The sequence below is a fragment of the Luteimonas abyssi genome (assembly GCF_001482195.1).
Lineage (GTDB): Bacteria > Pseudomonadota > Gammaproteobacteria > Xanthomonadales > Xanthomonadaceae > Luteimonas > Luteimonas abyssi.
In genome coordinates this window covers 1955740-1975535 of the sequence record NZ_KQ759763.1, presented here as the reverse complement: position 1 = coordinate 1975535, position 19796 = coordinate 1955740, and the positions used below count along the sequence as shown (strand labels likewise).

Sequence of the window (19796 nt, the reverse complement as noted above, 5' to 3'; positions counted from 1 at the left end):
TACACTCGCGGGCCTCTCCCGCGGACAGGCTAGCAGTGTCGAACCCCAACCCGAGCAAGCTGCCGAAGGTCGGCACCACCATCTTCACCGTGATGTCGCAGTTGGCCGCCGAGCACGGCGCGGTCAACCTGGGGCAGGGCTTCCCGGATTTCGAAGTGCCTCCCCGGCTGGTCGACGCCCTGGGACGTGCGATGGCGGCCGGCCACAACCAGTACGCGCCGATGACCGGTGTTCCGGCGCTGCGCCAGGCCATCGTGGCCAAGACGGAGCGCGTGTACGGTCACCGGCCCGACGCCGACGCCGAGATCACCGTGACCAGCGGCGCCACCGAGGCGCTGTTCAACGCGATCCATGCGGTGGTGAGGGCGGGCGAAGAGGTCATCGTGCTCGATCCGGCCTACGACAGCTACGAGCCGGCGATCGAGCTGGCCGGCGCGCGTGCGGTGCATGTCGCGCTCGATCCGCTGACCTTCGCCGTCGACTGGGACACCGTGCGCGCCGCAGTGACACCGCGCACGCGCATGCTCATCGTCAACAGCCCGCACAACCCGTCCGGCGCGATGTTCTCCGCCGACGACATGGCCGCGCTGCAGGCGCTGCTGGACGGGACCGGAATCTGGCTGCTGTCCGACGAGGTCTACGAGCACATCGTGTTCGACGGCGCGCGCCACGAGTCGGTGCTGTGCTATCCGGCGTTGCGCGAGCGTGCGTTCGTGGTGTCGAGCTTCGGCAAGACCTACCACTGCACCGGCTGGAAGATCGGCTACTGCATCGCCCCGCCGGCGCTGTCGGCGGAGTTCCGCAAGGTTCACCAGTACAACGTGTTCTGCACGTTCGCCCCGGCCCAGCACGCGTTCGCGGAGATGCTGGACGCGGAGCCGGAACACTACGAACAACTCGGCGCGTTCTACCAGGCCAAGCGCGACCGCTTCCGCGAGCAGTTGCTGACGACGAAGCTTGTGCCGCTGGCCGTGCCCGGTGGCTACTTCCAGCTGGTGGACTATTCCGCGGTCAGCGACCTGGACGACGCGGCGTTCTGCCGCTGGCTGACGCGCGAGCACGGTGTGGCCGCGATCCCGCTGTCGCCGTTCTACGAAGCGCCACCTTCGGGCCAGCGCCTGGCGCGGCTGTGCTTCGCCAAGAACGAGGCCACGCTGGACGCCGCCATCGAGCGACTGCGTGGACTCTGATATCCACGGCTTGCCTCGTTTCCGGCGGACCGGTCGATGATCCTCGCCGGCATCCGCGCCGATCTGTGACGCACCTGCACCGAGCCTCCCGCCCGACGGAACGACTCTCATGACCCCAGACCAGGATCTCCGCGTTTCCATCGTCCAGGGCGAAACCCGCTGGCACGATCCCGAAGCCAACCGCGACTACTACGGCGGGTTGATCGGGCCGCTGCGTGGCATCACCGATCTGGTGGTGTTGCCGGAAACCTTCACCAGCGGGTTCAGCAACGATGCCATCGACCGCGCCGAAGACATGGACGGGCCGACCGTGGCGTGGGTGCGCGAACAGGCCGCCGCGCTGGATGCGGCGGTGACCGGCAGCGTGCAGTTGCGTACGGCGGAAGGCGTGTTCAATCGTCTGCTGTGGGCGACGCCCGACGGCGCGTTGCGCTGGTACGACAAGCGACATCTGTTCCGGTACGCCAACGAGCACAAGCGCTACGCCGCCGGGCGCGAGCGACTGACGGTGGAATGGAAGGGGTGGCGGATCAATCCGCAGGTCTGCTTCGATCTCCGGTTCCCCGTGTTCTGCCGGAACCGTTACGACGTGGAGCGCCCGGGGCAACTCGACTTCGATCTGCTGTTGTTCGTGGCGAATTGGCCGGCCGCACGGGCCTACGCCTGGCAGACCCTTCTGCGCGCGCGGGCGATCGAGAACCTGTGCTTCGTGGTGGGCCTGAACCGGGTCGGCGTGGACGGCAACGACATCGCCTACTCGGGCGACAGCGCGGTGCTCGACTTCATGGGCAGGCCGCTGGCCGAGGCGGCCGATCAGGAAGTGGTGAGCACCACGACCCTTCAGGCGCAGCGCCTGCACGAATTCCGTGCGCAGTTCCCGGCGATGCTGGATGCCGATCGCTTCGAGCTGGCGGGTCTTCCGGGCGCAGGCACGCGCTGATCCCGTCGCCGGCGCGGTCCGGCAGGCGCGAGTACCCGGGATGGCCGTTCGCGGTGTCCCGGAGGAAGGATGCATTTGCCGCTGCGTTGACGGCGGTTGCGATGAAATCGACGCCACCGGACTCTGGGGCATCGCAATGGGACAGTTCGCCGAACGCGTACATACCGACCCCGACGAAATCGCGCGGCTCGAAGCGCTCGTGGTCGAACTCGACGACGAGGCCAAGGTGGAGCTGCAGCTCGACGACGGCTCGGCATGCGTCGGTGTGGTCGCGGCGCGACCGACCATACAAAACTTCCGCGACGTGGACGGCCGCGAAGGCGTCAATGGCGTCCTTCGACTCGACGACCCGCTCGAGCCGGCGCGGGTGCGCACGCTGTGGCTGGATACGGTCCGGCGCGTGCGCCGGCTGGGCTCCGCCTGAGGCTTGACGTCGGGCGGTTCGTGCCCGCGCGCCAGGCCTCAACGCGCGTTGGCATGGCGACATCCCGCTGCGGAACGATCGAGGGCGAAAGAACGCGCGGCTCGACGTGAGGGGAAGCCCGCCTGGTGACTCGGGGCGCGGTGCGCATCATCGCGTCGGACGGCCTTGCCAGCAGAGGCGGTTCTGGATAGGCCGCCACAGGATGCTGTCGTGGACACGCACCCGGACGCCGATGCGACGCGCCGGTCACGTGATACGTGACCGGACTGCGGCACCTGTACTCGAGCTACGCGGTCAGCGATTGCCGCCGCGCGGACCGCGCGATGCGCCCCCGCGAGGCGGGCCGCTGCGCGGAGCACCACTGCGCGGTGCACCGCGCCCGCCGCCGGGACCGGGCTTGCGGCCGCCGCCCGGGCCGCCCTCGCGACGGGGGCCGCGATTGCGCTCGCCCGCGCCCGCGCCGTATCCGCCGGGGGTGGCATGGTCGGACGGAAAGACCGGTGCGCTGTCGGGATGACCGTATGGCTTGCGCGGGCCTTGACCGCCCGCGCCGCCGCGACCGCCCGCGTTGCCGCCACCAGGACCGCGCCCACCACCGCCGCCTCCGCCTGGACCACGTCCGCCGCCGCCGGGGCTGCCGTAGACGCCCTGGCTGCCACCACCACCGCCAGGCCGCTTCTTGTTGCCGTATGGCTTCTTCGGGCCGCGGCCATCCGCGTTGCGATGGCCGGATGGGCCGGTTTCCACGCCGTCGGGCACGTACCAGGTGCGGAACGCTGCGGGGTTGCCCTCGGGCAGGGCGCGGCTGTGCTTGTCCTTGCGCTGCTTGAACGGCTTCTGCGATTGCTTGGCCGCGGCCTCGCCGCTGACGGTCAGGCCGCCCTGCGGCTTGCGGTTGCCGCGACGACCGCGGTCTTCGCGGACATGGTCGAAGCGGCGCAGTTCGCGGCCTTCATCGGCGGTGTTGTGGCCGTTGACGTAGGCGTTGCCACCGCCGGCCGGCACGTGCAGGGTCGCCTTGGTCGCCTTGCGCTGGCCGATCACCGGCTGCAGGGTCAGCGCCGGCGGCGGCCCTTCTTCCAGCTTCAGCTCACGGCGCAGGGTTTCGACCTGAGTGGCCGGCAGTTCCTGCGACTGGCCGCGCAGCAACGGCTGGGGCAGGGCGATGCGCCCGTAGCGCACGCGCTTGAGGCGGCTGACCTGACAGCCCTGCGATTCCCACAGCCGGCGCACCTCGCGGTTGCGGCCTTCCTTGACCACCACGCTGAACCAGTCGTGCGAGTCGGTGCCGCCCATGCGCTCGATCGCGTCGAATTTGGCCGGGCCGTCGTCGAGCGACACGCCGCGGCGCAGCCGGTCGATGATCTTCTCCGAGACCACGTCCTCGCCCTCGGGCGCGCGCACGCGGCAGACGTACTCGCGTTCGACCTCGTAGGACGGGTGCATCATCGCGTTGGCCAGCTCGCCGTCGGTGGTGAGCAGCAGCAGGCCGGTGGTGTTGATGTCGAGGCGGCCGATGGCGATCCAGCGCGCGCCCTTGAGCACGGGCAGGGCATCGAAGATGGTCGGGCGGCCTTCGGGATCCTCGCGCGTGGTGACCTCGCCCTCGGGCTTGTTGTAGATCAGCATGCGCGCCGGCTCGGTCAGCGCGCTGGCGACGAAGCTGCGGCCGTCGATCTCGATGCGGTCGCCGCTGCCGACGCTCATGCCGACCTGGGCCGGCTCGCCGTTGACCTTGACCACGCCCTCGGCGATGCGCTGCTCGAGCGCGCGCCGCGAGCCGAGACCGGCCTGGGCCAGAACCTTGTGCAGGCGCTCTTCCAGCCGCGGGGCGGCGGGGGCATCGGTGTCGCGCTTGAGCGAGAGTTTGCGGGTGCCCGTGTTCTGGGCGTCGTTGTCGTTCTTCATCATTGACTCCGGGTGCTGTCGCCGTCGTCGGCGAGGGCGGTATCCGTTTCGGGTTGCGAGGATGCGGCGGTGCCGGAATCGGCATCGTCCGCGGTGGTTTCGGTGGTTTCGGTGGGGCGAGTGGTGTCGACATCGATGTCGACGGTGTCGTCGCGAGAGGGCGGATCGTCCGCGTCGGACGCGGTGTCGACGCTGTCACCGGTCGCAGTGGGCGAGGCCTGGGCCGCATCGACGTCGTCGTCGGCACCGGTCGGGTCATCGGCGCCAGCGGCTGCGTCTGCATCGTCGAGCGGAGTGTCACCGACCGGCATCGCGGCGGTGTCGCCGTCGGCCTGACCGGTGTCGTCGTCCTTGCCGAGATCGAGTTGGGGCTCGAGTTCGCCGAAGTCCTTCAGCTCCGACAGCGGCGGCAATTCGTCCAGGCGCTTGAGGCCGAAGTAGTCCAGGAAGGTCTTGGTGGTTCCGAGCAGCTCGGGGCGGCCGGGCATGTCGCGATGGCCGACCACGCGGATCCACTCGCGCTCTTCCAGCGCCTTGATGATGTTGCTGTTGGTCGCCACGCCGCGGACCTGCTCGATCTCGCCGCGGGTGATCGGCTGGCGGTAGGCGATCAGCGCGAGTGTTTCGAGCGTGGCACGGGTGTAGCGGGTCTGGCGTTCGGTCCACAGCCGCGCCACCCAGGCATGCACGTCGCCGCGCACCTGGTAGCGCCAGCCCGACGCGACTTCCACCAGCTCCACGCCGCGGTCGGCGCAGGCGGCCTGCAGATCCTGCAGGGCCTGTTCGATGGTGCCGTCGGGTGCCGGCGCGTCGAGGGTGAACAACCCGCGCAGTTGCACGACCGTCAGCGGCTGGTTCGCGGCCAGCAGCGCGGCGTCGACGATGCGGTTGATCAGGGTCTGGTCCATGTGATCGGTCGGGTGTGGGTCGGTCACGCGTACGACGCGCGGGGTTCGTGGTTCAAGGTCAGGCGCCGCGCGTGTCGTCTTCGGCATCGATATCGTCGAACTCGCTGACCAGTTCGACCTGTCCGGCGGCGCCATCGCGGGTCGCCAGCGACTTCACGTAGATCGGCGCCGTCGACGCCTCCTGCACGATCTCCAGCAGACGTTCCTTGGCGAGCTCCAGCAGCGACAGCAAGGTCACCACCACGCCGAGCTTGCCTTCGCCCGCTTCGAACAACGATTCGAAGCGGTGGAACGCGCCGTCTTCGAGCCGGGTCAGCACTTCGCCCATCCGCTGCCGCACGCTCAGCGCATCGCGCTTGATCGCATGGCCGGTGAACAGCTCGGCGCGCTTGAGCACATCGTGCAGCGCCAGCAGCAGCTCGCGCAGTTCCACCGGGGGCGGCAGGCGCACCTCCGCCTGTTCGGGCAGGTGCGCAGACGCCGGGGCGGTGTCGCGCTCCATTCGCGGAAGCAGGTCGATGTCCTCAGCGGCCTGTTTGAAACGTTCGTACTCCTGCAGGCGGCGTACCAGTTCGGCACGTGGATCGCCTTCCTCGCCTTCCTCGGCGACCGGTCGCGGCAACAGCATGCGCGACTTGATCTCGGCGAGGATCGCGGCCATCACCAGATATTCGGCCGCCAGTTCGAACCGCAACTCCTGCATCACGTTGATGTAATCAACGTACTGGCGGGTGATCTCGGCGACCGGGATATCCAGGATGTCCAGGTTCTGCCGGCGGATCAGGTACAGCAGCAGATCGAGTGGGCCCTCGAACGCCTCGAGGATGACTTCGAGCGCATCCGGCGGGATGTACAGATCCTGCGGAATCTGCAGCACCGGCTGGCCGTGCACCACCGCCAGCGGCATCTCCTGCTGCTGCGGAGCCGCTGCGGGTACGGCGGTGGCCGCGGGATCCGCGACGGGCTGACCGGCTTGTGTCATTCGCGAAGCGGCCCCCTCTGGGCCGACTCTGGTGTCGGAATGGTCGGCCGCCGGTCGCGGCCACCACGGCGGTCCGCCACCTGACAGGCGGCCGGACGGCGATGACGGCGTGGACGTGGCGGCCGGACGCCGCGAACGACATCGCCCGGAACGGGGCGGTGCGATGGCGGAGAGGCGTCGGGCGGAACCGGGGTCTGGCAGCGAATCTGGCGTCCTGGAGCGACGGCCGCTGCGATCCGGTCTCGAAACTGTCGTCTAGCCTACGGTCTTGCGTTGCGGCTGTCCAGCGTATGCGCGGCGGGCGTTCAAGCCACCGTGCGGCCCGCGGACGGGCGTTGTGGCGCGGCGCGGCAAGGGGCCGGAAGTCGAGCCGATACAATGCGCGCTCCCGGTGAACGATGGATCCGCTGCATGTGGTACGTGATCGAAGGCTACGACGGACGCGATGTCCTGGCGCAACGGCAGGCGGCGCGTCCCGCCCACCTGCAGCGGCTCGAAGCGCTGCGCGACGCCGGTCGGCTCCTGCTGGCCGGCCCATGCCCGGCCATCGACGCCGAGGACCCGGGCCCGGCCGGCTTCAGCGGCAGCCTGGTGGTGGCCGAATTCGAATCCATCGAGTCCGCGCGCGCCTGGGCGGACTCGGATCCTTACGTAGCCGCGGGCGTCTATGCCCGCGTCGAGGTCAGGCCGTTCCGGAAGGTGCTGCCGTGAGCGCCGACCTGCCGCATCCGGACGCGATGCCGCGCGAGGCTCGCGTTCCGGCGATCCGGGCGGCGCTGGAACAGGCGTTCGCGCCACAACGACTCGAGATCCGGGACGACTCCCAGCGGCATGCCAAGCATGCCGGTGCCCGCGATGGGCGAGGCCATTTCCATGTCGAGATCGTGGCGCAGGCGTTCGCCGGCATGACGCCGATCCAGCGGCACCGGGCCATCTACGATGCGATGGGGGCATTGATGGAGACCGATATCCACGCGTTGTCGATCCAGGCCACGCCGCCGGTCGATGCCTGATCCGCGGCGCAGAATCATCGTGCAGCGCAACATGCCCGGTCGCTCGCGCCGCATGGCCGCGCGGCGTGGCACAGGGATTGCAGGGCGTCCGTCGATATCTTTGCGAATGCGTGTGGAAACGATTACAGTCCGCGCCACGCTGGGCTCAGCCGTGGAGGGCGGGTGAGTATCACGATCAAAGATGTCGCCCGTGAGGCGAATGTGTCGGTCGCGACGGTGTCGCGCGCACTCAACGGTCACGAGAACGTGGCCGCGGAAGTGCGCAAGCGCGTCTTCGAAGTGGCCGATCGACTGCGCTATACCCCGCATCACGCCGCACGCAGTCTCAGCAGCCGCCGGACCCAGACCGTCGGCGTGGTGCTGCCGGATCTGTACGGCGAATTCTTCTCCGAGCTCATGCGCGGCATCGACGCGGTGGCGCGCTCGCACGGCCTGCACCTGCTGGTGTCGAGCTACCACGGCGACCCCGACGAACAGGCCTCCGCATTGCGCGCCATGCGCGGGCGCGTGGATGGGCTGCTGCTGATGTCGCCGTTCGCGTCGGAAGCCGGCCACGGCGGTGTCGCGGACCCCGGCATGCCGGCGGTGCTGCTCAACAGCGGCGCCGGCGGCGCGCTGCCCGCGCTCAATGTCGACAGTTACGGCGGCGCCCGCGCCATGACCCGCCACCTGCTCGACACCGGTCATCGCCATATCGCCTTCATCGCCGGCCCGGAGGACAACCATGACGCGCGCGAGCGGCTGCGCGGGTATCGGGACGAACTGGCGACCGTGCCCGGCGCGGTCGAGTCCCGGGTCGTGCAGGGCGACTTCGAGGAAGCTGCCGGGCATGCCGCCGGGCAGGAGGTCCTCGCCGGGGCGACGCGTCCGGATGCGGTGTTCGCTGCCAACGACATGATGGCGCTGGGCTGCCTGTTCGCGTTCAACCAGGCCGGCGTCCGCGTGCCCGACGATATCGCCCTGGCCGGTTTCGACGATATCCCCCTCGCGCGTTACGTCCACCCCGGGCTGACCACGATGCGCGTGGATATCGCCGAACTCGGCGGGCGAGCCCTGCGCCTGCTGCTGGACAGGCTCGGCGGCGAAGGGACGGACGGGACGCCGGCGGACGAACGGCTTCCCGTGGAGCTGGTGATCCGCGAGTCCAGCCGCAAGCGACGGACCGCCGCGTAGACACCCCTTCCACATGCGTGATGGTCTCGTTCGCGCACCTGAACGCTCGCCTCCCCCCCCGAGTGCTCCCCCTTGAGCCGTTCGACCGCCTTTCACTGAGGACTCGTCATGAAGAAGCGTCATGCTTCGCGCCGTCTTGATCGCAGCCTGTTGAGCTGTGCATTGGGTGGCGCACTGCTGCTGGCATCCCCCCTTGCGCTGGCACAGTCCACCGCCGCGACCCTGCGCGGCCAGGTCTCGGCGGATTCCGCCCCGGCCACCGACGCCCGCGTCACCGCCACCAACACCGCCACCGGTCTCACGCGCAGCGTGCAGGCCAACGCCAACGGCAACTACAGCCTGGGCGGCCTGCCGCCGGGCACCTATCGCGTGGATGTCACCTCGGGCGGGCAGACCAACTCGCAGGACGTCACCCTGCAGGTCGGTCAGACCGCCACGCTGAATCTGGGCGTCGGCGGTGTGGCCGAGACCGGCCCGCAGGACGCGACCAACATGGATGCGGTGGTGGTGAGGGGGACCAACATGGTCGAGACCCGCACGTCCGAGGTCGCGACGTACGTGACCGCCAAGCAGATCGAATCGCTGCCGCAGGGCACCCGCAACTTCCTGGCGTTCGCCGACACCGTGCCCGGCATGGTGTTCACCCAGGATGGCAACGGCAATACCAAGCTGCGCTCGGGCGGCCAGTCGGCCAACAACGTCAACGTGTTCATCGATGGCGTCGGGCAGAAGAGCTACACGATGCCGGGCGGCGTGCCGGGTCAGGACACCAGCCGCGGCAACCCGTTCCCGCAGTCGGCGATCGGCGAGTACAAGGTGATCACCTCGAACTACAAGGCCGAGTTCGACCAGATCAGCAGTGCCGCCGTGGTCGCGGCCACGCGCAGCGGCACCAACGAGTTCGAGGGCAACTTCTTCTGGGACCGCACTGCTTCGGATTGGCGCGCACGTACGCCCGCCGAGCACGAGAGCGGCAACAAAGTGGATTCGAAGGAAGAGCAGTACGGCGCATCGTTTGCCGGGCCGATCATCCGTGATCGGCTCCACTTCTTCGCTGCCTATGAGGCCAAGGAGTACGTAACACCGAAGACGCTTGAACTTGGAGCGCAAGGACGTTACGACCCTGAACTCGTGCCCGACGATCTGATCGCGGGTCTCGGTGCGAGCAATTCCCCGTTCAAGCAGGACATGTATTTCGGAAAGCTGAGCTGGTCGGTCGACGATTTCAATCTGGTGGAATTCACCGCGCAGCGCCGCGAAGAAGAAGAAACCATCCGCAATGACGGCGCTTTCACGTCCGATCGCGCGACGTTCATCACCAATGACGTCACCCGTTACGACCTGCGTTGGCAGTACAGCGGGGATCGCTGGCTCAACGACATGCACCTGACCTATGAGGACACCGCGTGGACGCCACGCCCACTCGTGTCAGGGCAGGGTTACATCCTGACCGTGTCGGAGCTCAATGACGAAGATCGCCGAGAGCAGACAGCTAACATCGTGAGCTCCGGCGCGAGTTCGAACAATCAGGACAAAGGTCAGGAAGGCTATTCCTTCCAGAATGATCTGACCTTCACCGGTTGGGACCGTCATACGATCAAGATGGGTGTGAAGTACAAGCAGGTCGATCTCAATTCGGTCGAGCGCAACTTCACCAATCCACAGTTCTACTACGACATCGACCAGAGCTTGGATCAGCCCTACCGGGTCGAGTTCGGTCGTGGCATCCCAGGCACGTCCGGTGGCGCGATCACCTCCGACAATAAGCAATTCGGCATCTATATCCAGGACGACTGGGAGGTCAACGACCATCTCACCCTGAATCTGGGCCTGCGCTGGGATTACGAGAAAACGCCGGCCTATGAGGACCATGTCACGCCGGACGCGCTCGCGGCGGACCTGCGTGCTTGGCCGAACCTGCAGAATTCGGATATTAATGTCGAGAATTACATCAGTACCGGCAACAACAGAAATTCCTTCAAGGACGGTTGGCAGCCACGCGTCGGTTTCTCCTACGACCTGTTTGCCGATCAGCGGCATGTCATTTTCGGCGGTGCAGGCCGCTCCTACGACCGCAACCTGTTCACCAACATCCAGAAGGAGCAGCAAACCGTCGGCTACGCCGGTCCGTATCGTGCCTTTTTCGTCGATGCCGACGGCGTGTGCCGAAACGAGGGCGGCTGCGTGGAGTGGGATCCGATCTATCTGACGGATGCGGGGCTGGACCAGTTGGTGGCGGCGGGACAGGTCTCGCAGGAGTACTACGTCATCAACAACGATCTGAAGGTGCCGTACTCCGACCAGTTCAGCGTCGGTATCCGCAACGCCTGGGACTTCGGGGAGACCACCTGGAACAGCGAGGTGTCGGTGGCGCACATCCGCAGCCATGACGGGCTGTCGGTACGGCTGGGCAATCGCCGTCCTGACGGCGGATTCTTCCCCGACGGGTCGAACTGGGGAACGCCTTGGGACTTCGATGCACCGTTCGGACGTCTGATCCTGGTCGACAATCAGCTCGAAACCAAGACCAATGCTCTGTACGTGAAGGTGGACAAGCTCTACACCGAAGCGTCGGGCTGGGGCATCACGCTTGCGTACACCTACACGGATGCCGAGCGCAACTCCAGCGAGGATGGCGCCGCGGTGTTCGATTACCCCTATGCAGGCTACTTCGGGTGGTTGCCGGTGTCGCAGGTGCCGCGGCATCGCTTCGTCGGTACGGCGATCTACGACGGCCCTTGGGGCGTTACCTACTCGGGCAAGCTGACCCTGGAGAGCATGAAGGACCGGGTGGGTGTGAACTGCCTCGGCAGTTTCGACGACGGCACCGGCGATTGCTTCCCGGACTCGTACCGTCCCGATGGCACCTTTGGTCATCTTCAGTTGGATCTGGCCGCGACCAAGGTCTGGCAGGTGTCGGACGATCTGAGTTTCCAGATCCGCGCCGACCTGCTCAATGCGACCAACCGTCGCAACTGGAATAGCTACAACGACGATTGGGGACGCAACGGCGAGCCGAACGCGAGCTTCGGCCAGCACCTCACCGCGATCAACCTGCCGACGCGAACGTTCAAGCTGTCGTTCGGTCTGAACTGGTGAAGTGATCGAAGCCGCCCGTTCAGGCGGGCGGCTTCTTTATACTGCGAACTGAAAACGATTACAGACAGAAGGTGACAGAGCACATGCGATTCGGACGGTTCCGCACGCGACGCCCCATCCTGACGTTCCTGCTGGCGATCCTGGCCGTGGCACTGCTGTCGGCTTGCAGGCAGGAGGCACCCGCGCCCGAAGTGGAGCCGCCGCGGCCGGGGCCGATGGTCGAGGCGCCCGAACCGGAGCCCGATGCCGAGCCCGCGCCGTCGCCGGGACCGCCGGAACTTCCGCCGCTGTTCCGCGATATCGAAAAGCGCACCTTCCAGTTCTTCTGGGACACCACCAACGAGGTCAACGGTCTCACCCCGGACCGCTATCCGTCGCGGCCGTTTTCCAGCATCGCGTCGGTGGGCTTCGCCCTGACCGCGTATCCGATCGGCGTGGAGAACGGCTGGGTCAGCCGCACCCAGGCGGTGGACCGCACGCTGACCACGCTGCGCTTCTTCCGCGACGCCCGCCAGGGGCCGCAGGAGAGCGGCACCATCGGCTACAAGGGGTTCTTCTACCACTTCATCGACATGCAGAACGGCCACCGCTACGAGCCGTGGGTGGAACTGTCGAGCGTGGACACCGGCCTGCTGATGATGGGCGTGCTGTTCGCCCAGCAGTACTACGATCGCGACGACTCGCGCGAGCAGGAGATCCGCGAGATCGCCGATGAGCTCTACCGCAACGTCGAATGGCCGTGGCTGCAGGTGCGGCCGCCGCTGATCTCGATGGGCTGGTATCCCGAGAGCGGCTTCATCGAGCACGACTGGACCGGTTACGACGAAGCGATGCTGGTCTACATCCTGGCGTTGGGCTCGCCGACGCATCCGGTCGAGCCGGACGCCTGGGAGGCGTGGACCCGCACCTACGACACCGAGTCGTGGGGCGTGTTCATGGGCCAGGAGTATCTGAGCTTCGCGCCGCACTTCGGCCATCAATACACGCATACCTGGGTGGATTTCCGCGGCATCCGCGATGCCTACATGCGCGACCGCGGTCTCGACTACTTCGAGAACAGCCGTCGCGCCACGTATGCGCAGCGCCAGTACGCGATCGAGAACCCGATGGGCTGGCGCGACTACGGCGAGAACATCTGGGGTCTGACCGCCAGCGACGGCCCGCAGCGGACCGATCAGGAATACGAGGGCGAGATGCGGGAGTTCCGCCACTACAGCGCACGGGGTGCGGGCCTGTCGGTGGCCTTCGACGACGGCACCATCGTGCCGACCGCGGCGCTGGCGTCGATCGCGTTCGCGCCCGAGATCGTGATTCCGGTTGCCGAAGAGCTGCATCGTCGCTATGGCGAGCACCTGTATTCGAGCTACGGGTTCCTCGATTCGTTCAATCCGAGCTTCCACTACGACGTGCCGCTCAAGACCGGCCGCATCGTGCCCGAACTGGGCTGGGTGGCCAGCGACTACATCGGCATCGACCAGGGGCCGATCCTGGCGATGACCGCGAACTACCGCAACAATTTCGTCTGGGAACTGATGCGCAAGAGTCCCTACATCCGCGAGGGTCTCAAGCGTGCCGGATTCACCGGTGGCTGGCTGGAGGAGGCCGGCGAGGCGGAAGGTTCGCCGCCGCCCGACGAAGAGGCCGCCGATGCGCGCGCACTCGGCCAGGCGGAGTCGCGCGGCGCGCAGGCCGATGCGGCCGAGCGCGATCGCGCGGCACGGGCCGCGGACTGATCCTGGGTGAGACGCGGGGACGGACCGGCAGGGAGCAGGGGCGCCAGACGCGCCGCGTCCGCCGCGCGCCTGGCGCTGGGTGCGCGCTTCCGGGGTGCGCGTGCGATGGCGTGCATCGCGCTGCTGCTCGTCCTGCTGCTGGCCGGGTGCCGTCGCGACGGCGACGAGACCGTGATCCGCTTCTGGGCGATGGGCCGCGAGGCTGAAGTGGTCGCGGAGCTCATCCGCGAGTTCGAGCGCGATCACCCCGGTACCCGCGTACGCGTGCAGCAGATTCCATGGACGTCCGCGCACGAACGGCTGTTGACCGCGTTCGCCGCCGACGCGCTGCCGGACCTGTGCCAGCTCGGCAACACCTGGGTGCCGGAGTTCGCCACGCTGGGTGCGCTGGAGCCGGTGGCCGGCCGTGTCGAGGCTTCGTCGGTGATCGAGGCCGATGATTACTTCCCCGGCATCTGGGACACCAATGTCATCGACGGGCAACTGCTCGGTGTTCCCTGGTACGTGGACACCCGGCTGCTGTTCTACCGTCGCGATCTGCTGGCCGCGGCCGGCTGGGACCGCCCGCCGCGCGACTGGACGGAGTGGGAACAGGCGATGGCCGACGTCAAGGCGCATGTCGGCCCCCGCAACTTCGCGGTGATGGCGCCGCTCAACGAATTCGAGCAGTTGCTGTCGTTCGGCCTGCAGCAGGACGACCCGCTGCTGCGCGACGACGACACCCGCGGCAATTTCTCCAGTCCCGGTTTCCGCCGCGCGCTGGGCTTCTACACCAACATGTTCGACCAGGGCTGGGCACCGCCGATGTCGGAGACGCAGATCTCCAATGTCTGGGACGAATTCGGCCGCGGCTTCTTCAGCTTCTACATCTCCGGCCCCTGGAACATCCGCGAGTTCCGGGACCGCCTGCCGGCGGATCTGGCCGATGCCTGGGGCACCGCGCCCTTGCCTGGTCCGGATGGCCCCGGTGCCGGGATCGCCGGCGGCACGAGTCTGGTGATGTTCCGCGATTCCGAGGTCAAGGACGCCAGCTGGCAGCTGGTGGAGTTCCTCTCGCGCCCGGACATCCAGCAGCGCTTCCACGCGATGATCGGCAATCTGCCGCCGCGCCGCAGCACCTGGGCGCTTCCCGAACTGCAGGCCGACCCCTACGCGCGGGCGTTCCGCGACCAGCTCGAACGGGTCGAGCCGACTCCGAAGGTGCTGGAGTGGGAGCGCATCGTGCAGGAGCTGCGCTACGCCAGCGAGCGGGTGATCCGCGGCGGCCAGGCCCAGGACGCCGCGCTGGCGCAACTGGACCGTCGTGTCGACGACATCCTCGCCAAGCGCCGCTGGGTGCGCGAGCGATCGGAGGCCGAGGGCGCCGTGCCGATCGAGGACGCCGACGATGCGCGCTAGCACCGCCGGCTGGATCTTCGCCGCGCCTGCGCTGATCGTGCTCGGCGTGTTCTTCGCGTTGCCGGTGGCCTCGGCGTTCGCGCTGAGCCTGACCGATTTCGATCTGTACGCGCTGGCCGATCTCGACAACCTGCGCTTCGTCGCGCTGGGCAACTACCTGGAGCTGCTGCAGACGCCGCTGTTCTGGAAGGCGCTGGGCAACACCGGCTACTTCGTGATCATCGGCGTGCCGCTGTCGATCGCGGTGTCGCTGGGCGCGGCCATGCTGCTCAACGCACGCGTGGCGCGCTTCAAGCCGCTGTTCCGTACGGCGCTGTTCGCGCCGGTGGTGACCACGCTGGTCGCGGTGGCGGTGATCTGGCGCTATCTGTTCCACACCAGCTACGGCCTGGTGAACTGGGCGCTGGGCGGCATCGGCATCGATCCGGTCGACTGGCTGGGCGATCCCCGCTGGGCGATGCCGACGATCATCCTGTTCGCGGTGTGGAAGAACTTCGGCTACAACATGGTGATCCTGCTGGCCGGTCTGCAGGCGATTCCGCAGGATCTCTACGAGGCGGCGCGGATCGACGGCGCCTCGCGCTGGCAACAGTTCCTGCATGTGACCCTGCCGATGCTGGGGCCGGTGCTGCTGGTGGTCGGCGTGATCACAGTCTCCGGGTACTTCCAGCTGTTCGCCGAACCCTATGTGATGACGCGCGGCGATCCGCTGCAGAGCACGGTCAGCGTGCTGTATTTCATGTACGAGGAAGGTTTCATGTGGTGGAACCTCGGCCGGGCGTCGGCGGTGGCGTTCCTGCTGTTCCTGATCATCCTGGCGGTGACCACGGTGTTGTTGCGCATCGGACGCCGGAAGGGGGCGCTGTGAGCGGGCGCGGATGGTTCGGCGGCGAGCTCGAGGTCGGCGACAGCCGGCTGCACGCGGTGCTGATCAACCTGGGGCTGGCGGTGCTGGCACTGGTGGCGCTTGCGCCGTTGCTGTGGATGGTCGCGGTGTCGTTCATGCACACCGGCGAAGCCAGCGCGTTTCCGCCGCCGTTGCTGCCCGAGTCGCCGAGCCTCGCGTCGTATCGCGAACTGTTCGCGCGCGCGGGCATGGGGCGTTACTTCGTCAACAGCCTGATCGTGTCCGGTGCGATCACCTTCGGCGCGCTGCTGGTCAACACGCTGGCCGGTTACGCCTTCGCCAAGCTGCGCTTCCGCGGCCGCGACCGGTTGTTCCAGGTGTTGCTGGGTGCGCTGGTGATTCCGGCTCAGGTCGCGATGCTGCCGCTGTTCCTGATGATGAAGGGCTTGGGCCTGGTGAACACCTTCGGTGCGGTGATCATTCCCGCGCTGGCGACGGTGTTCGGCATCTTCCTGGTGCGTCAGTACGCGCGCTCGATTCCCGACGAGCTGCTGGAGGCTGCCCGGATCGACGGGGCGGGGGAGTTCCGGATCTTCTTCCAGATCGTGCTGCCGATGCTCAAGCCCGTCCTGGTCACGCTGACGATCTTCACCTTCATGGCCGCGTGGAACGATTTCATGTGGCCGCTGATCGTGCTGACCGATCAGGACAACTACACCCTGCCGGTCGCGATCGCCGCGATCTCGCGCGAGCACGTGCAGGACGTGGAGATGATGATGGCGGGCGCGGTGATCACCGTGTTGCCGGTGTTGCTGCTGTTCCTGTTGCTGCAGCGCTACTACATCCAGGGGCTGCTCCTGGGGAGCGTGAAAGGGTGAGGACGCATGCTCGCGAGGCACCGTCTCGCATGCGCCTGAACGCCCTGTTCCCGTCGCGGCTCCCCATCTCGCGCACCCGAATCCTGTATTCCACTTCGAGGTACACGATGACCCTGCCAGCGTCCGAGCCCTCCCGCCACCATCGCACCCGTCTTCCGGTCGCCTGCGCGCTGCTGGTGTGCGGCGCGCTGTCCGCGCCGCAGGCGTCGGCCGAGGCGCGCGTGCTCGACGACTTCTCGGACACGGCCGCCTGGCGCGTGGTCACCTCCAACCAGGTCACCGGCGAGATCGTCCGCGTGGACGGCGTCGAGGGGCCCGCACTGTGTCTGGACTACGATTTCAACGGCGTCTCCGGCCATGCCGGCCTCCAGCGCGATCTGCCGCTGGAGGCGTATCCCGACAACTACCAGTTCCGCTTCCAGCTGCGTGGCGAGTCGCCGGCCAACGATCTGCAGTTCAAGCTGATCGACGGCAGCGGCGACAACGTGTGGTGGGTGAACCGGCCGCGTTACGACTTCCCGCAGGCATGGACCGAGGTGCGCTACAAGCGCCGGCACATCGACAAGGCGTGGGGGCCCGATCCGGACAAGACCCTGCGCCGCAGCGCGCAGGTCGAATTCACCATCTACAACAATGCCGGCGGCCGCGGTCGCGTGTGCTTCGACCAGCTCACCCTGGAATCGCTGCCGGTCGACGACGGCAGTCCGCTGGTGCCGGTGTCGTCCGACGCCGATGCCGGCGATCCGCGCCGCGCGTTCGACGGCGACCGCGACACCGCCTGGGAAGGGCGCGGCGGAGAGCGACGGCTGCGTTTCGACCTGGGCCGGGTCCGCGAGTTCGGTGGGTTGCGTCTGGCCTGGGGCGAGGAGATGCACGCGTCCGATTACACGGTCCGGCTGTCGGAAGACGGCAAAGTCTGGACGGAGGCGCGCAGGGTGACCGGTGGCGCCGGCGATGTGGATTGGCTCGCGCTTCCGGAGGCCGAGGCGCGCTACATCGCTCTCGACCTGCACGCAGGCCCGGGCGCCGGCTATGCGCTGCGTGAGTTCGCGGTGCAGCCGCTGGCGTTTTCCGATCATCCCAACGAGGTGATCAAGGCGATGGCGGCCGAAGCGCCGCGTGGCTGGTTCCCGCGCGGGTTCAGCGGCGAACAGCCGAACTGGACGATCATGGGCATCGACGGCGGCATCGAGCAGGGCCTGATCGGCGAAGACGGCGCGATCGAGTTCTACAAGGGCGGGTTTTCGCTGGAGCCCGTCGTGCTGGTCGACGATGCGATGGTGACCTGGGCGGATGTCGCGCCGGTGCAGTCGCTGCAGGACGGCTATCTGCCGATTCCCAGTGTGGATTGGCGTCACGACGCGTTCGCCCTGCGGGTGACCGGTTTCGCCGAAGGCGATCGCGATGCGTCGCGTCTGGTCGCGCGCTATCGGCTGGAAAACACCTCCGGCCAGCCCCGGGCGTACACGCTGGCGCTGGCGGTGCAGCCCTGGCAGGTCAATCCGCCGGGGCAGTTCCTCAACACCATCGGCGGTGTGAGCCGGATCGAGTCGCTGGCGGTCGAGGACGCAGCGTTGTCGGTCAACGGCACACACCGCGTGACGTTCTCGCGGGCGCCGGACCAGGCATTCGCGTCGACCTTTGACAACGGCCTGGCGGTGCCCCGGCTGGCGTCGGGGCGGGTGTCCACGACCGCGACCGTGGACGATCCCGAGCGCATGGCCTCGGGGGCGCTGCTCTATCGGGTGGAACTGGCGCCCGGCGAGGTCTACGAGCTCGATCTGCGTGCGCCGTTGGCCGGTGCGGTCGAGACCCTCGACGATGCCGACGCGGCCACCCTGCAGGCGCGCGTGGCCGCCGACTGGCGCGATCAGCTCGATCGGGTCCGCATCGAGGTTCCCGCCGCCGGCCAGCCGCTGGCCGACACCCTGCGCACGTCGCTGGCGCACATGCTGATCTCGCGCATCGGACCGCGCCTGCAGCCGGGGACGCGCTCATACTCGCGCAGCTGGATCCGCGACGGGGCGATGATCTCGGAAGGCCTGTTGCGGATGAACCGGCCCGAGGTGGTCGAGGAGTACGTGACCTGGTATGCGCCTTACCAGTTCGACAACGGCATGGTGCCGTGCTGCGTCGACGATCGCGGCAGCGATCCGGTGCCGGAGAACGACAGCCATGGCGAGTTGATCTTCAACATCGTTGAGTACTGGCGCTACACCGGCGACGACGCGTTCCTCGCGCGCATGTGGCCGCACATCGCCGGCGCGTTCGCCTACATGGAGGAACTGCGCGCCAGCGAGCGCACCGAGGAAAACCGTGCGATCAATCCCGCGTTCTACGGGATGATGCCGGCCTCGATCAGCCACGAAGGCTATTCCGCCAAGCCGATGCATTCGTACTGGGACAATTTCTGGGCGTTGCGCGGCTACAAGGATGCGGTGGAAGCGGCGCAGGCCCTGGGGCGCGCCGCGGACGTGGCGCGCATGACCGCCGCGCGCGACGAGTTCCGCGAGGATCTCGATGCATCGCTGCGAGCGGCGGCGAAACTGCACCGCATCGACTACTTGCCGGGTGCCGCGGAACTGGGCGACTTCGATCCCACCTCCACCACCATCGCCCTCGCACCCGGGGGCGAGCAGGGCAGGTTGCCGGCGGAGTTGCTGCGCAACACCTTCGAGCAGTACTGGACGCTGTTCTCGGACCGTCGCGACGGCCGCCTGGAGTGGAAGGACTACACCCCGTACGAATGGCGCAACGTCGCCGCGTTCGTGCGCCTGGGCTGGCGCGAGCGCGCCTGGGAGGTGGTGGAGTACTTCTTCGCCGACCGTGCGCCCGAAGCCTGGAACCAGTGGGCGGAAGTGGTGTCGGCGACACCGCGCAAGCCGTTCTTCGTCGGCGACCTGCCGCACGCCTGGGTCGGCTCCGACTACGTGCGCTCTGCGTTGGACATGTTCGCCTATGTGCGCGAGATCGACGACAGCATGGTCCTCGCCGCCGGCCTGCCGGTGGCATGGTTCGACGAAGGTGTGGCGATCCACGGCCTGCGTACGCCGCAGGGCACGCTCGGTTACCGGTTGCGTCGCGATGGCGACGCGCTGCTGCTGAGCATCGATGCGGACGCGGGCCTGCCCGACGGTGGGCTGGTGCTGCCCTGGCCGTACGCCGGCACGCCCGGCGAGACGACCGTGAACGGTGAACCGGCGGAGTGGGAGCGCAACGAGCTACGCGTGCGCGAGGCGGGTGCCGAGGTGCGCATCGCGTTGCCGACGGCGGGCTGACATCCGCCGCTGCGTTCCGCCCGGG

At 67.7% G+C, this 19796-nt stretch carries 15 protein-coding genes; 12 read left to right on the top strand and 3 right to left on the bottom strand.

Annotated elements, in window-relative coordinates:
- Nucleotides 1-35: 35 nt before the first annotated feature.
- The 3 genes from RG19_RS08265 to RG19_RS18430 all read left to right on the top strand — a co-directional run bounded on the left by RG19_RS08265 (nucleotide 36) and on the right by RG19_RS18430 (nucleotide 2554).
- Nucleotides 36-1190: a pyridoxal phosphate-dependent aminotransferase gene (locus RG19_RS08265; protein WP_274377920.1), complete on the top strand. Its 1155-nt coding sequence runs from the start codon at nucleotides 36-38 to the stop codon at nucleotides 1188-1190.
- A gap of 109 nt (nucleotides 1191-1299) precedes the next feature.
- Nucleotides 1300-2130 (top strand): amidohydrolase, encoded by an 831-nt coding sequence (locus RG19_RS08260; protein WP_058834858.1) that lies wholly within the window; start codon nucleotides 1300-1302, stop codon nucleotides 2128-2130.
- Nucleotides 2081-2554 (top strand): DUF3247 family protein, encoded by a 474-nt coding sequence (locus tag RG19_RS18430; protein ID WP_338037914.1) that lies wholly within the window; start codon nucleotides 2081-2083, stop codon nucleotides 2552-2554. Before RG19_RS08260 ends, RG19_RS18430 begins: the two co-directional genes overlap by 50 nt.
- Nucleotides 2555-2848: 294 nt before the next feature.
- Here RG19_RS18430 and RG19_RS08250 read toward each other — a convergent pair whose 3' ends face one another.
- From RG19_RS08250 to RG19_RS08240, 3 genes are read right to left on the bottom strand one after another with little or no spacing between them, the layout of a single operon-like run.
- Entirely contained in the window at nucleotides 2849-4462 is a 1614-nt protein-coding gene (locus tag RG19_RS08250) for a pseudouridine synthase (protein ID WP_058834856.1), read from the bottom strand.
- Nucleotides 4462-5370, bottom strand: a complete 909-nt coding sequence (gene scpB, locus RG19_RS18425; protein ID WP_082672560.1) for an SMC-Scp complex subunit ScpB — start codon at nucleotides 5368-5370, stop codon at nucleotides 4462-4464. The genes RG19_RS08250 and scpB overlap by 1 nt, the downstream gene beginning before the upstream one ends.
- A gap of 58 nt (nucleotides 5371-5428) precedes the next feature.
- On the bottom strand, nucleotides 5429-6352 hold the full coding sequence (locus tag RG19_RS08240) for a segregation and condensation protein A (RefSeq protein ID WP_058834855.1): 924 nt from the start codon (nucleotides 6350-6352) through the stop codon (nucleotides 5429-5431).
- A gap of 411 nt (nucleotides 6353-6763) precedes the next feature.
- On the opposite strand from RG19_RS08240, the gene RG19_RS08235 reads away from it, so the two are divergent.
- The 9 genes from RG19_RS08235 (at nucleotide 6764) to RG19_RS08195 (ending at nucleotide 19771) form a co-directional block, all read left to right on the top strand.
- Nucleotides 6764-7063: a YciI family protein gene (locus RG19_RS08235; RefSeq protein ID WP_058834854.1), complete on the top strand. Its 300-nt coding sequence runs from the start codon at nucleotides 6764-6766 to the stop codon at nucleotides 7061-7063.
- 26 nt (nucleotides 7064-7089) lie between these two features.
- Nucleotides 7090-7365: a BolA family protein gene (locus RG19_RS08230; RefSeq protein WP_058836502.1), complete on the top strand. Its 276-nt coding sequence runs from the start codon at nucleotides 7090-7092 to the stop codon at nucleotides 7363-7365.
- 162 nt (nucleotides 7366-7527) lie between these two features.
- Nucleotides 7528-8538, top strand: coding sequence for a LacI family DNA-binding transcriptional regulator (locus tag RG19_RS08225; protein ID WP_058834853.1), 1011 nt, complete (start codon nucleotides 7528-7530; stop codon nucleotides 8536-8538).
- 108 nt (nucleotides 8539-8646) lie between these two features.
- Complete coding sequence (locus RG19_RS08220; protein ID WP_058834852.1) at nucleotides 8647-11637, top strand: TonB-dependent receptor; 2991 nt, start codon at nucleotides 8647-8649, stop codon at nucleotides 11635-11637.
- Nucleotides 11638-11774: 137 nt separating this feature from the next.
- On the top strand, nucleotides 11775-13370 hold the full coding sequence (locus tag RG19_RS08215; RefSeq protein WP_425599726.1) for a glucoamylase family protein: 1596 nt from the start codon (nucleotides 11775-11777) through the stop codon (nucleotides 13368-13370).
- Nucleotides 13371-13475: 105 nt separating this feature from the next.
- Nucleotides 13476-14768 (top strand): sugar ABC transporter substrate-binding protein, encoded by a 1293-nt coding sequence (locus RG19_RS08210; protein ID WP_058834850.1) that lies wholly within the window; start codon nucleotides 13476-13478, stop codon nucleotides 14766-14768.
- The gene (locus RG19_RS08205; RefSeq protein WP_058834849.1) at nucleotides 14758-15636 is read left to right on the top strand and encodes a carbohydrate ABC transporter permease; all 879 of its coding nucleotides are present in this window, start codon (nucleotides 14758-14760) and stop codon (nucleotides 15634-15636) included. Before RG19_RS08210 ends, RG19_RS08205 begins: the two co-directional genes overlap by 11 nt.
- Nucleotides 15633-16493: a carbohydrate ABC transporter permease gene (locus RG19_RS08200; RefSeq protein ID WP_058834848.1), complete on the top strand. Its 861-nt coding sequence runs from the start codon at nucleotides 15633-15635 to the stop codon at nucleotides 16491-16493. The genes RG19_RS08205 and RG19_RS08200 overlap by 4 nt, the downstream gene beginning before the upstream one ends.
- A 107-nt stretch (nucleotides 16494-16600) precedes the next feature.
- Nucleotides 16601-19771 (top strand): discoidin domain-containing protein, encoded by a 3171-nt coding sequence (locus RG19_RS08195; RefSeq protein WP_082672558.1) that lies wholly within the window; start codon nucleotides 16601-16603, stop codon nucleotides 19769-19771.
- The last annotated feature ends 25 nt before the right edge of the window (nucleotides 19772-19796 follow it).